The 12888-nt window shown below is 53.0% G+C and carries 12 protein-coding genes; 5 read left to right on the forward strand and 7 right to left on the reverse strand.

Annotated elements, in window-relative coordinates; genetic code table 11:
* Window positions 1–218 precede the first annotated feature (218 nt).
* Both FHW17_RS18745 and kdgD read left to right on the forward strand, forming a co-directional pair.
* Entirely contained in the window at window positions 219–947 is a 729-nt protein-coding gene (locus FHW17_RS18745; protein ID WP_113095979.1) for a FadR/GntR family transcriptional regulator, read from the forward strand.
* Between the two features lie 112 nt (window positions 948–1059).
* Window positions 1060–1974, forward strand: a complete 915-nt coding sequence (gene kdgD / locus FHW17_RS18750) for a 5-dehydro-4-deoxyglucarate dehydratase (protein WP_182510543.1) — start codon at window positions 1060–1062, stop codon at window positions 1972–1974.
* A gap of 26 nt (window positions 1975–2000) precedes the next feature.
* Here the strand turns inward: kdgD and FHW17_RS18755 are convergent, their stop codons facing one another.
* The 5 genes from FHW17_RS18755 to FHW17_RS18775 all read right to left on the reverse strand — a co-directional run bounded on the left by FHW17_RS18755 (window position 2001) and on the right by FHW17_RS18775 (window position 8196).
* A complete protein-coding gene (locus FHW17_RS18755) occupies window positions 2001–3863 on the reverse strand; it encodes a DUF2264 domain-containing protein (RefSeq protein ID WP_182510544.1) in 1863 nt (620 codons plus the stop codon).
* 79 nt (window positions 3864–3942) lie between these two features.
* On the reverse strand, window positions 3943–5229 hold the full coding sequence (locus tag FHW17_RS18760; RefSeq protein ID WP_182510545.1) for an extracellular solute-binding protein: 1287 nt from the start codon (window positions 5227–5229) through the stop codon (window positions 3943–3945).
* Between the two features lie 58 nt (window positions 5230–5287).
* The gene (ugpC, locus tag FHW17_RS18765; RefSeq protein WP_182510546.1) at window positions 5288–6370 is read right to left on the reverse strand and encodes a sn-glycerol-3-phosphate ABC transporter ATP-binding protein UgpC; all 1083 of its coding nucleotides are present in this window, start codon (window positions 6368–6370) and stop codon (window positions 5288–5290) included.
* A 55-nt stretch (window positions 6371–6425) separates the two neighbouring features.
* Entirely contained in the window at window positions 6426–7199 is a 774-nt protein-coding gene (locus tag FHW17_RS18770; protein WP_210275954.1) for a carbohydrate ABC transporter permease, read from the reverse strand.
* 91 nt (window positions 7200–7290) lie between these two features.
* Window positions 7291–8196 (reverse strand): sugar ABC transporter permease, encoded by a 906-nt coding sequence (locus tag FHW17_RS18775; RefSeq protein ID WP_112528253.1) that lies wholly within the window; start codon window positions 8194–8196, stop codon window positions 7291–7293.
* Window positions 8197–8417: 221 nt separating this feature from the next.
* On the opposite strand from FHW17_RS18775, the gene FHW17_RS18780 reads away from it, so the two are divergent.
* Both FHW17_RS18780 and FHW17_RS18785 read left to right on the forward strand, forming a co-directional pair.
* Window positions 8418–9602: a glycoside hydrolase family 88 protein gene (locus tag FHW17_RS18780; protein WP_112528255.1), complete on the forward strand. Its 1185-nt coding sequence runs from the start codon at window positions 8418–8420 to the stop codon at window positions 9600–9602.
* A gap of 57 nt (window positions 9603–9659) precedes the next feature.
* Window positions 9660–10703, forward strand: a complete 1044-nt coding sequence (locus FHW17_RS18785) for a LacI family DNA-binding transcriptional regulator (RefSeq protein ID WP_112528257.1) — start codon at window positions 9660–9662, stop codon at window positions 10701–10703.
* Between the two features lie 3 nt (window positions 10704–10706).
* On the opposite strand, the gene FHW17_RS18790 is transcribed toward FHW17_RS18785, so the two are convergent.
* Window positions 10707–11603, reverse strand: a complete 897-nt coding sequence (locus tag FHW17_RS18790) for an NAD(P)/FAD-dependent oxidoreductase (protein ID WP_182510547.1) — start codon at window positions 11601–11603, stop codon at window positions 10707–10709.
* A gap of 211 nt (window positions 11604–11814) precedes the next feature.
* Between FHW17_RS18790 and FHW17_RS18795 the strand changes: the two genes are divergently transcribed.
* Window positions 11815–12276 carry an Rrf2 family transcriptional regulator gene (locus FHW17_RS18795; protein ID WP_112528356.1) on the forward strand — a complete coding sequence of 154 codons (462 nt, stop codon included), beginning with the start codon at window positions 11815–11817 and terminating at the stop codon, window positions 12274–12276.
* Between the two features lie 19 nt (window positions 12277–12295).
* Here the strand turns inward: FHW17_RS18795 and FHW17_RS18800 are convergent, their stop codons facing one another.
* Window positions 12296–12868, reverse strand: coding sequence for a hypothetical protein (locus FHW17_RS18800; RefSeq protein WP_162700258.1), 573 nt, complete (start codon window positions 12866–12868; stop codon window positions 12296–12298).
* Between the last annotated feature and the right edge of the window lie 20 nt (window positions 12869–12888).

Below are 12888 nucleotides of genomic sequence, written 5' to 3' on the forward strand. Positions count from 1 at the left end.
TGTTGCAGGACAGTCGTCATGACATGACATTGTTTTCTGTCCGGGTTTCGGCCTGACAGCGTGCAAATGCCCTGATGCAGATGAGGGTTGAATATATGATATCTTATGCTGCAAATGAGTTTCTGTTGATCACCTCGCTCTGGTTTCCAAACCAGGCCGATAATTTCAAAACTGCCCAGCCTCTTCCGTTAGAGTCTGAGCGGACTGCGGAGTAACCCATGTCAGGCATTGGCAAGCGAGAAACCCTTACAGGTCAATTGGTTAAGGCTGTTGCTGATCGCATAACCTCGGGCCATTATAAGCGAGGGGAACGCCTGCCGACTGAGCAGGAAATGATCGCAGAGTTCAACGTCAGCCGCACGGTCGTTCGCGAGGCGATTGCCAATCTGAAGGCAAAAGGGCTTGTTCATACCCAGCAAGGCATCGGCGCTTTCGTTCTGAAAGACCTGCAGACTGCACCATTCAGGATCGAAGAAGACAATCTCGAACTGGTCGAAGAAATCATCAGCGTCATGGAATTGCGTATCAGCATCGAGCTGGAAGCGGCAGCTCTGGCAGCCGTGCGCCGAGACGAGACGGAGCTTGCCGGCATTAAAAATGCGCTCGATATGATGAACGCAGCAATCGAACAGGGCGAAAGCTCCGTTCAGGCCGATCTGGAATTTCATCGCGCCATAGCGATCGCAACCAAGAATCGACATTTTCTTAGCATGTTCAATTACTTGGGTGAAATGTTGATCCCCCGGACGCGGCTTCAGACACACAAGATCAATGGCCTGCCGCAACGGGAGTATCTGGAGCGGGTCAATCGCGAACACGACCAGATCTACCAGTCAATTAAAGCACAGGACGTGGAAGGCGCACGCGCGGCCATGCGGCTTCATCTCGGCAGCAGTCGTGATCGGCTGCGCACCAACGCACCAGCTGCGGGTAAAAAGACAGCCTGATCCCGACTTATCATATGGGGGGCCGCAAAAGCGTATCTCACTATTTTAACAGTTGTATGATGACATATGAGATGATACGCCTTATCAACTTTCGATCTCCCGCGAGGCTTTCATGGATTACCAGACGCTTAAGAAGACAATCAGTTCCGGACTTCTCTCCTTCCCTGTCACTGACTTTGACCAGAATGACGATTTCGCGCCTTCGGCCTATACAAAGCGTCTGGAATGGCTTGCGCCATATGGCGCATCCGCGCTGTTCGTCGGCGGCGGGACTGGAGAGGGATTCTCGCTGACACCCGGCGAACATGAAGATGTCGTGCGTACAGCTGTTGCAGCGTGTGGAAAAGATGTCCCCATTCTCGCGGCGGCAGCTTATGGAACACGTATCGCCGCGCAAATGGCGCGCAATGCGGAGAAGAATGGTGCGGCGGGCCTGTTGCTGCTTCCCCATTATCTCACGGAAACCAGTGCCGAGGGCATTTGCCGCCACGTCGAGGCCGTCTGTGCCGCGACCGGCCTTGGCGTCATCGTCTACAATCGCAATGTCTGCAAGCTAAATGCTGATGCGCTGGAGCGACTTGCGGAAAAATGCCCGAATCTGATCGGCTTCAAAGATGGTATTGGTGAGATCGAGAATATGGTTTCGATCCGCAGGCGGCTAGGTGATCGTTTCGCCTATCTCGGCGGCCTGCCCACGGCTGAAGTGTACGCGGAAGCCTACAAGGCCATGGGCGTGAGTGTCTATTCATCGGCAGTATTCAACTTCATTCCCCGCACTGCTCTTGATTTTTATAAGGATGTTTCGGCCAATGATCATGAAGCAACATCGCGACTGCTCAGCGATTTCTTCCTGCCTTACATTGCCATCCGCAATCGCGTCCCCGGCTATGCCGTCAGCATCGTCAAGGCAGGCGCGGCTATCGTTGGCCGGTCAGCTGGCCGAGTGCGCACGCCATTGGTGGATTGTGGCGAGCGCGATATTTCGGACCTTAGAGTGCTGATTGAAAAACTCGGTTCGCAGGAATAGATAGTCGAAACAATCCAACACTCTGCCTAGAGATTTGGATTGTTCTTCATAATCGAGATGGGAACACCTTTTTCTGCAACAAGCTTTTGCAGCGCCGCGACGTCAGGACGTTGCGGCAGGGAAGCCAATACATTCTCCACCGGACGACCATCCGCCCGAGCAATAAACGCCGCCATCAACACACTTTCGCCAGTCGGAATCTCGCAAAGGAGTTGCGGCACCGTTGTCTTTGCGGAGACGAGATTGGTATTGGGCGGCGCAAGATGGAGCCGGGCAGCACGAACAGAAGTTGAGCCCATATCAACTATCGCCGAGATATCATTCGCTGTTCTGATAGAAGCGTAACCGCCTTCGACGTTGATCTGGTCTTGATCAGGATCACCACGGGCAATTGAAAATCCGCCCTCTATCGTTTTAAGCGGCCTTGGTGTTTCAATCTGGTGAACGCGCAGATGAAATGGACCATCCCAATAGAGCCAAGTGTGAACAACCACATCGGGATATGGCCGCCACCTTGCATAAAGAGTTTCATCAGCGATCACCGCAATTTCATTGGTCTCTCGAACACGGAAATGTTTTCCGTCGTCCGAGAAGCCAATCATCCCGTCTAGCACCGCCTCATCAAAACGGACCCGATCGCTTTCGACGCTGAAACCATAGCGTGCAGAGTATGCAAACTTTGCGTATTTCTCTGCGCCATGACGCATGTGAAGGCACTGTTGCCCGGACGAAAGCGCAATCGCATCGCCTGATGGATTGGCAATGATAAATCCAGTGTGCTTTTGAACGGAAGGGGTGTTGTCCACCGGGTAGACCATTCCTTCAGCCAACCAGAATGGATGATTTTCCGGCAGCGCAAGTGGAAGGAATGCCTTCAAAGCCCAATAGGGGGATTGAGGGGAGTTGTAACTCTCCGACATCAGAAGATTGGGATAAGCATAACCAATGGAAAGTATGCCATCGCTATGGGCCATTGGCTGACTAGACCACCAGCGAAGATGGCGCAGATACAATCCCTTCAATACGCCCCAAGGCAAGGCTTCTTCGCCTGCAAATGCCAGTGCGCCAAAGAAACCAGCTTGCGCAAATCGATAGGTCAGCGAGCGGCCAAAGACGATCCCTGCCCCATCATCCGCGAACCAGCGACTGATATCTGAAGCGATCAAGCGCGCACGCTCCCGATATCGCTCATAAGCAGGCTTCTGACCAACTGTCGCGAGGATCAATCCATAGAAATGGAATGCGAAAGGAATGTAGTAATCAACACGCCGTATCGGACCGTCACTGTACCAGCCCTCTCCGAGATAAAACGCTTCGAGTTCAGCTTCATACTCGTCATCAAGTGTATGATCATAGTCAGCGCCGATTGAGCGTAACCCCATTCCCATCAGCAGGCGAAAGAACTTCCAGTTGTTGTCATGGCAATGACGACTATGCGCTGTGACCAGATAGTTCGTAACGTTCCGTTTGGCCTCGTCATCCAGTGGCTCCCACATCTTTGAGGGGACCAGTTTCAATGCAAATCCGATTGCCGCCAATTCAACGAGACGCTGATTGCGATCAGGTACAGCGCCCCAATATTCCCGATGCTGGGGGTTTGTTCCCGAGGCAAGACCGCGGGCAATGGGTTCCCAGTCGATCCAGTCAGCACCACCCACTTGTGCGGGAACAAGTCCCCATAACAGTCTGGAAAAACCTTCGAGATCAGCAGCAGCCTGATCGAAATGCGCCGCCGCGATTCCGCATCGCACGCGGGCACCGCCTTCCGACCGAAAGCCTTCCATAGGGCGGGCAAGTGTAGCAAGCGCCTGTTCTACGTCTGCCCTCGTCAAAAATGGATTGTTCTGCAGCGGACGGAAGGAATTTGCCGGAAAAGCGATATCGGGCATGCTGGACTCCAATAATTATTCTGGAAGAACGCGGCCGTTGCAGCCGCGTTCTGAAAGGCAAGTCAGGACCGCAGGAACCTCATCCCTTTAATATGCGCTTGCCTTGCGCGATCAATTCTTTCCCCGCCTCCGCAGGCGTCAGATTGCCAAATGCAAGTTTCTGCGCGACGGGCATGAAAGCCCTTGTGTCGAACTCTGCCGCTCCCAGCGGGATGGGAGGCGGATAGGAGCCAACGCGACCAGCAATCGCATTGATGAAATCAACCGTTTTCTTGGCCATCGCATTAATATCAGGCGTTATAGCCTGTTGGACATCAAGATTGATGGGAACGCCGCGTTCAATGCCAAGAGTCTTTCCAGCATCTCTATCGTTGATGAAAAAATCGAGAAATTCAGCCGCAAGATCAGGATTTTTGCTGGTACTTGCAATGCTCCATATAAGGGCGGGCCGATAGAACAGGCCGGTTGGAGATTTCGCATCCTTGATCGGCGGCGCAACGATCTCCAGAGGTCCCTTGTAAACGGCTTGGTAGGCTGGAAGCAGGTTCGAATAAGTCAGGGCGATGGCAGCATTGCCAGTCGTCAGCGGATTGGTTTCCACCAGGCGTTTGTCCATGGCCTGTATTTCCGCCGGTGTGCAACCACCTTGCTTGGCCAATACATTCCAGTATTCGTACCACTCGGTGGCATCTTCCGCAGTGAAACCGAGATGACCTTCTTCCGTAAACATGGCCTTGTCACGCTGCTTGAGCCATGCGGTGAACACCGAATTGTAGTGGGAACAGTTGCCCACAGCCCAGACATTGTCCTTGCCGATAAATTTCGTCAATTCAACGCAGGTTTTGGCAAACTCATCCCACGTCGTATCGTCGGATGGCGGCTTTAACCCGGATTTTTCAAAAACATCCGTATCATAAAGCATGGCGCAGGCGTTCACCGCAATCGGCACTCCCCGCACCTTTCCATCAACGCGAACCAGATCCAGAGCACCCGGTGCCAGCCGGTCCGTGCGGATGGTTTTACCCAGATACTGGTCAAGCGGCATTGCGGCGTTGCGCCGTCCGTAGTCCGCAAATGTGCCGGGCTCCAACTGAAAAATATCGGGCAGATTTCCGCCCGCCATCATTGTGGTCAGTTTTGTCCAGTAATCTGAACCGGCTGTTTCGGCATTAACGGTAACGCCCGCATGCTTTTGCGAAAAGAGTTCCGAGACACCCTGCGTTCGCTTCAGGCGATCAGGTGTTCCCCACCAGTAGAGGCGCAGCCGCGCCTCTTGTGCGGCAGCAGTTGCAAGACCTGAGAGCGATGCGATGGCACCTGCTCCCAACATGGCTCCATTCAATAATATCTGGCGTTTGTTGATCACTTGCTCCTCCATCATTGCGATCAAAATGCTTTGATTACTGCGGCCTCCCTATCCGATCTCAATCGTTCAGGCGGTTGCCGTCCTCCCCGAAAAGATGGCAATACTCGTGAGCGATACCGACATCCAAGGTATCATTCGCGGCGATTGCCCTTTGACCTTCGAGCACGATGGTCAAACTTTGGTCATCTCCGAGCCGGCCATAGGCCAATGTCTGGCCACCCAGCTGCTCCACATGACTTACAGTCAGCGTTCCGAGGTTCACGTCGGCTTCCCTTCCCGTCGTGATGTGTTCTGGCCGGACACCGAGAACAGCTTTTGTCCCGGCACGAATGCCCTCCAATGTCTTCAAGACGATTTCTGCAGCTGCAAGCTCAAAGGCCGCCCCTTGGGGTCGGCGCTCTAAGAACGTAACGTCAAGAAAGTTCATTTTCGGACTACCGATAAAGCCTGCTATGAATCGGTTTGCAGGCTTGTTGTAGAGATCAAGCGGCCGTCCGCATTGTTCGATGTTGCCACTTCGCAGGACAACGATGCGATCCGCCAAGGTCATGGCTTCAACCTGATCATGCGTCACGTAGATCATTGTGGCACCGATCTCCTTGTGAAGCTTTGCGATTTCGACGCGCGTCTGTACGCGAAGTTCCGCATCAAGGTTGGACAGGGGTTCGTCGAACAGAAAAATGTTTGGCTCGCGAACGATGGCGCGCCCAATTGCAACGCGCTGGCGCTGCCCGCCCGACAGGGCTTTCGGTTTACGATCAAGGAGATGGCCGATCTGAAGAATATCGGCGGCCTTTTCCACGCGCACCTTTATATCTTTGCGTGGCAGACCGGCAGTCTCCAATCCAAATGCCATATTCTTGTAAACACTCATATGCGGATAGAGCGCATAGGACTGGAAAACCATCGCGATTCCACGCTCTGATGGCGGGACGTTGTTCACGACGGCATCATCAATGACAAGCTCACCGCCACTGATGGGCTCCAGACCAGCTATCATACGGAGCAAGGTGGATTTGCCGCATCCGGAAGGCCCGACAAAGACAACAAATTCGCCTTTGTTGATTTCAAGATTGACACCGTTGATGACTTCGATTGCTCCGAAGCGCTTGACGACATCTTTAAGTGCAAGATTTATCATTTTGAACGTCCTGAAATACAACGCACAGGGGCGAATGGTGCTGGATCGATATGCATCATCGTTTCATTCCTGTTGTGGCAATGCCTTCAATCAACAATCGCTGAAACGCGATGAAGAGAATAAAAATGGGAAAGACAGTCAAAGTGGACATGGCGAAAAGCGCACTCCAGTCCGATTGCGCCGTTGAATCGACAAAGGAACGCAGGCCGAGCTGTACCGTGTAGTTCTGGATGTCATTGAGATAGATAAGAGGTGCAAAGAAATCGTCCCACGTCCAGATGAACGAAAACACCGCTGCTGTGGCCAAGACAGGGCCCGATAGCGGCAGGATGATTTTGAAATAGATCCGCCACGGGCCACAGCCGTCCATAATGGCAGCCTCATCCAATTCTCTCGGTAATCCGCGAAAAAACTGCACCATGAGGAAGATGAAAAATGCGTCGATTGCCAGAAACTTTGGTACAACAAGCGGCAGGATCGTATTGACCCAGCCCAGCTTCAGAAACAGCACATATTGCGGTATCAGCACGGCATGCTGCGGCATGATCAGCGTGCCGAGCATCAGGGCAAACCAGAAGTCACGCCCGAAAAAGCGGAGCCGGGTAAAGGCATAGGCTGCCAGTGAACAGGAGATAAGGTTTCCAATAACAGCCAGAACGGAAATAAGCAGCGAATTGAAGAAAAGCCTGCCGAAACCGCCGCTCAACCCATTCCATCCGCGCACATAGGCATCAAGTGTGATCTTGTCCGGTAGCAGAGAAACCGATGTGAAAATCTCATCATTCGGTTTGAATGAACTCGAGACCATCCACAGCAATGGATAAAGCATAACAAGGCTCGCCGCCGTCAGCAGGCAGTACGAGAAAACGCGCTTTGAGCTATGGACCAAGCCCTGTTGGCGACCGCGAGACAAACTTGCTTCAGTCATCGTAATGCACCCAATATCTGGCGGACAGGAAGGACAAGGCTGTAAAGAACGCAATGATGATGACGAGTATCCAGGCGAGTGCCGAGGCGTAGCCAATATGCAGATTGACGAAGGCTTCCTGAAACAAATAGAGCGTGTAAAACAGCGTGCTGTCGATCGGCCCCCCATCGCCGCCGCTTATGACAAATGCTGAGGTAAAGGCTTTGAAGGCATCGATTGTCTGAATCACCGCATTGAAAAAGATAACTGGCGTCAGCAAAGGCAGGGTAATTTTGAAGAACTGCCGCGCCCGGCTTGCACCATCAATGCTTGCAGCCTCGTACATGTCCTGAGGGATCTGCCGCAGCCCGGCCAGAAAGATGATCATGGACGATCCAAACTGCCAGATTGCGAGCAAGACCAGAGTATAGAGTGCTGTTGACGGGCTCGAAACCCAGCCGGGCCCATCATATCCAAAGAGATATTCGAGACCTCGGTTCAAAAGACCATCGCGGGAAAAAATCTGCCGCCACATGAAAGCTATGGCAACAGTGCCGCCCAACAGCGATGGCAGGTAGAAAATCGCCCGGAACACCGCGAGCCCCCTAAGGCCCTTGTTCAGGGCCACAGCCACCGCCAGCGCGAAAGCCAGTTTCAGCGGGACAGACAAAAGCACGAATGTGAAAGTGACGTTCATCGCAGTCCAGAAGCGCGGGTCATCCGAAGCGATGCGGATATAGTTCTCCATGCCGATCCACTGGGGTGGTGCCATGAGGCCATAATCGGTGAAGGACAGGTAGATTGAGGTCGCAATCGGCCCCACGGTAAGCGCAAAGAACCCGATCAACCAGGGGATCAGGAAGCTGTAACTCGCAACCTGCCTGCGAAATCCGGCCCCGGCTAGACCGCGTGCGATCATTGGATACAGCCCGACAACCAGAGATAGGAACACGAAAGCTTTAGGAAAAACTTTCGTTGTTTTTTCGCAAACTCCACGTCACCCTCCCTTATATGTATTGCGAAACTCCCGTTTCCGCCCCTCAACACTGTATGTTTCACGAAAAAATGTCAAACGAAAAAATATAATTGACGAAACTTACGCTTAATGCGAAAAATAAATCATATTGGAAAGGAAAAACCATGAAGATGCCCACGGACAATTATTTCGCGAATGCCTTACGCCCAGCCAGCCTTAATCGCGCGGAGCATCAGATCGCTCTGGAGCGGTGCATTGGCAAAGTTCGCGAAATTTTGCCTGTGATCGGGGTACGCAATCCCAAGATTGGGATTGATAATCGCAAGTGGTCCTATTGTGCACCCGGAGACTGGGTAATCAGTTTCATGTCGGGGCAGCTCTGGTTGGCGCTTCAACTGACTGGTGATCCGATTTTCCTCAACGCCGCACGCGCCCGGCGCCCGGCTTTCCGGGATATATTGCGCAATCGCCGATCACAAAACCACGATCTTGGATTTCAGTTTTCTCTGAGCTGCGTTGCGGACTGGCGCATGACTGGTTCAGGAGAGGCGCATGATATGGCTCTGGATGCGGCACGCGGCCTTGTTTCACGCTATTGTCCGCGTGGACGCTATATTCAGGCGTGGAATGCTCTCGCCAAACAGGATATGACCCGCGCAAAGTTCGTTGCCGGTCGTATGATTGCCGATACAATGCAGAATCTGGCGCTCCTGTACTGGGCATGGAGTGAAACAGGAAACGCGGATTTTCGCGACGCAGCGGACGGCCATGCGGAGACGACTGCCCAATATCTGGTACGACCGGATGATACGAGCTTCCACACTTTCATATTTGATGTTGTCACCGGTGAACCAATCCGCGGCGAAACCCATCAGGGTTTTGCCAACGGCTCCTGCTGGTCGCGGGGTCAGGCATGGATGATCCACGGTTTTGCACAATCCGCACGCACAACGGGAAACAGCGCCTATCTGGATATTGCAAAGCGACTGGCGGTAAAAGCCGTAGCATTGATGGGCAATGACGATGTGCCCGTCTGGGATTTTTCTGTAACAGACGCAAATGCCCCACGGGACAGTTCAGCTGCCGCAATTATGGCCGCCGGCATTTATATAATCGCCGATCTGAGTGACGAGACCGAGTCCACCCACTGGAAATCGCAGGCCGATCGTTTGATAAGCGGCCTGCTGCGCAGCTGCGATATCAGCGGAAACCCTGAAGCTGAGGGGCTTCTTGCTCATGGCGCGGCGCATGTCACAGCAGGATATTCCGACACAATGCTTCCCTATGGCGACTACTATTTCATGGAAGCTTTGATGCGTTCGCTTGGCCACACAGATTTCTTCTGGTAGTCGGGATAGATCGAGTTCAGACGCTTTCGCCGCCCAACTGGGTTTGGATACCACAATATGACAGATAAAACGGAAGCTGCCGTTACACTTCAGGATATTGCGGATGCGGCTGGCGTGTCGGTCGCCTCCGTTTCAAAGGTGTTGAACAACCGCCCCGGTGTGGGCGATGAAAGCCGAAGACGCATCATCGGCATCGCCGATGAAATGGGCTACCAATCCCGCGCTTCACGCGGACAATCTATTGTCAAATCCAAAGACCTGACGGTTGTTACCCCAGGAGAGTATTACTCCAACTCGCTGTTTTACAGCGACGTTATCAAAGGGGTACTCGATCAGGCAAAATCCCAGGGCGTTGAGGCAAACGTTCGACTGGTTGCCCGTGACCTGCCTGAAGCAGAATCCGATATTGCCAAAATTCTGGATGAGGATGTCACGACTGCTATTCTGCTTGTCGGACTCGATTATCCTGAGATTATCGAGCGTATCGTTCAAAGCGAAGTTCCGACCGTTATCATCAACGGCACGGATCGCTCGATGCGACTGAGCAGTATAACGCCTGACAACAGGTCCGCCGGTTGGTTGGCTACGTGCCATTTACTGGATGCCGGACACCGAAATATCGTGCATGTCACCCTTCCCCATCGCTCGTCACTGGTTCGGCGCATGGACGGCTTTCGGGATGCTATAGAAGAAGCGGGTATACAGTTTGATCCTGCTCGTCATGTTCTGGATTTGGGTAAAGAAGGCGTCCGGGACTTTGAGGCGGCACTCGCTATCAAGCAGGCCTTGAAAGCCGGGCGGCTTGAAGGCACGACAGCTTTTTTCTGCAGCACCGATCTTGTCGCTCTTGGTGTCATGGAGGGCTTGAAAGAGTCTGGATATTCAGTGCCGGGTTCTTATTCGGTCATTGGTTATGATGACGTGCCAATCGCACTATACAGCCGCCCTCCTCTAACGACCATTCGAGTGGACCGAATGGAATTGGGGAGAGTTGGCTTCTCTATGCTTCAGGAAAAAATCGCTAACCCATCCATGAGTGTGAGGCATGTCAATCTTGGCGTTGAACTGATCGAACGCCAAACGGTGACTTCATTGCTCTAAGGCTTATGGGAAAATGAGTGACTGATGCGCCGCGACGCCTGCCAGTACGCCGGATGCTGACGCGAGCGTCGCGTTCGGCATCGGACTTGCAACGTCGCCAGCGGCGTAAACACCTTTGACGGAGGTGAGCTTGAAATCGTCCACCTTGATGTAAGGTCCCTTAGGGCCATTTTCCAAAGCGCAGCCGAGTTGATGCGGCAGGTCACTGACTATATGCGTCTGCGGCGCGATAAACAGGGCTGACAGAGGAACCGCACGACCATCGGCCAGCCGCATTGCTTCCAGAGTTGGCACTGGCCCAAGCAATTCGACCACGGGAGAGCGTTCGATGCGAACACCTCGGGCCGAAAGCGCAGCGAGCCCCTCTGCATCTGGCTCATGAAGCCCTTGTGTAAAATAGGTTGTCGGCCCCCAATCCGACACGAGCATTGCCTGATGTACCGAGAGCGGACCCGCTGCCAGAACCCCCAACGCCATATCGCCATATTCATACCCATCGCAATAGGGGCAAGCAAAAACGGAACGCCCCCAGCGCAAGTCCAAGCCGGGCACATCTGGCAATTCGTCCCGCATGCCAGTCGCCAGCACCAAACGCACTGCCTGAAGGACCTCTCCACCGCTCAAAGTCACATTGAACACGTCACCCTCAGCAGCAGCCGAAACAGCTTCCGCGTCGATCAGTTTTACCGTGGGATAGCGGCCAAGTTCACTGCGACCAGTGGCTACGATCTCGTGCGGGCTCTTGCCGTCCTGCCCCAGAAATCCATGCGACGCTTTCGTGAAGCGGTTACGGGGCGCTGCTGCATCAATCAGCGCAACGCGGCGCCGCGCCCGCGCCAACTGCATGGTTGCCGATAATCCGGCAAAACTACCTCCGACGACAATAACATCGAACTTCATTTATCTGCTCCGCTGGTATCTCTGAGCCTGCCGCACTGGAAAATGCTCGCTTCATAACGATGCTGGCGCAAGACTTCCTGTGTCTTTTAGAATGAGCAAGCTCATGCATTTCTTGGTTCTTGTCACTTTATATGTTACGATCTAATTCAGATCAAGACCCGTAACTTCTTTTGTTTCGGATGTTGTGACTAAACACAAAGGAGTGCAGGGATTGCGACGCGACAGCCGCCTATCGAGAATGCTTCATGTGCTCATACACATGGATCGTCACACGAAACGCATGACGTCCGAGACCATCGCACAGATGCTTGGAACAAATGCCGTCGTCATTCGTCGAACGATGGCTGGCCTCAAAAAGCAGGGTTATGTCCGCTCGGAAAACGGCCATGGCGGCGGCTGGGAGTTAACGCGAGGTCTCGCCGAGATCTCGCTATTGGACGTTTATGTGGCAATCGGAGCGCCAGCCCTGTTTGCCATTGGCCCCTCTTCCGATCACCCGACATGCCTTGTGGAGCAAGCGGTTGACGCGGCGCTTGACGACACCTTGCGAAATGCCGAACTGCTATTACGAGATCGGCTCGCCGCAATCACTATTGCCGACCTGGCGTCAGATTTTGATCAGCGATTTGCTGCAATTCACCTGTCTGACGGCATTTGCGCAGTAAAAGCCTAGACAAAATTATGCGCGTTGATCAAACAAGTTTGCCATTTGCGTAGGCCAGCAAGTCTCTGACCATGCTGCTTCCAAGTGATTTACTGATGCCGCAAAACTCGTAATACGCCTCACAGAAATCAACAGCATCCTTAAAACGCCCCTGGCACACAGAAATATTGGCAAGTATCTCAAAAATATCCGCCCGGAACTTCTTTTTCTCCCTGACGGCGGCGTCTCTTTCCTTAAGGGCCAGATCGAAAAGAACATCAAGGTCAGATGCTTTTGCCGCAAGCTCAGTGTGAATGGTTTCGATGGTTCTTTTGAATGCAGCGGGCTCGGGCGGACATACTATGTTGGAATATTCACCGGTAAGAAAAAACAACGAGGAGGAGTTTCCCAACGTTACTCGGCGAACAATTGATTTAGGTTTCTTCAGACCGATAATGTCAAAAACCGCATCGAGCATTTCTGAATTGTACAGATAAACCGAATTCACAGACACCTGATCGCGTCCACCCAGCGTTATTCCGTATTCTATGCCGTCCTTGCTTCGAAAAATGCCCCCGTTCGGCTTAGAAGCAGTGAAGCCAAAGGTCTCTGCTTCCTTCATGAAACTGTCTAGGTCTGTGA

Source organism: Phyllobacterium sp. P30BS-XVII (assembly GCF_014138335.1).
GTDB lineage: Bacteria > Pseudomonadota > Alphaproteobacteria > Rhizobiales > Rhizobiaceae > Phyllobacterium > Phyllobacterium meliloti.

Excerpts from the sequence above, each read along its gene's own strand:
- FHW17_RS18745 (WP_113095979.1), top strand. The coding sequence starts at position 219 with ATGTCAGGCATTGGCAAGCGAGAAACCCTTACAGGTCAATTGGTTAAG.
- kdgD (WP_182510543.1), top strand. The coding sequence starts at position 1,060 with ATGGATTACCAGACGCTTAAGAAGACAATCAGTTCCGGACTTCTCTCC.
- FHW17_RS18755 (WP_182510544.1), bottom strand. The coding sequence starts at position 3,863 with ATGCCCGATATCGCTTTTCCGGCAAATTCCTTCCGTCCGCTGCAGAAC.
- ugpC (WP_182510546.1), bottom strand. The coding sequence starts at position 6,370 with ATGATAAATCTTGCACTTAAAGATGTCGTCAAGCGCTTCGGAGCAATC.
- FHW17_RS18770 (WP_210275954.1), bottom strand. The coding sequence starts at position 7,199 with ATGCTTTATCCATTGCTGTGGATGGTCTCGAGTTCATTCAAACCGAAT.
- FHW17_RS18775 (WP_112528253.1), bottom strand. The coding sequence starts at position 8,196 with ATGATCGCACGCGGTCTAGCCGGGGCCGGATTTCGCAGGCAGGTTGCG.
- FHW17_RS18780 (WP_112528255.1), top strand. The coding sequence starts at position 8,418 with ATGAAGATGCCCACGGACAATTATTTCGCGAATGCCTTACGCCCAGCC.
- FHW17_RS18785 (WP_112528257.1), top strand. The coding sequence starts at position 9,660 with ATGACAGATAAAACGGAAGCTGCCGTTACACTTCAGGATATTGCGGAT.
- FHW17_RS18790 (WP_182510547.1), bottom strand. The coding sequence starts at position 11,603 with ATGAAGTTCGATGTTATTGTCGTCGGAGGTAGTTTTGCCGGATTATCG.
- FHW17_RS18800 (WP_162700258.1), bottom strand. The coding sequence starts at position 12,868 with ATGAAGGAAGCAGAGACCTTTGGCTTCACTGCTTCTAAGCCGAACGGG.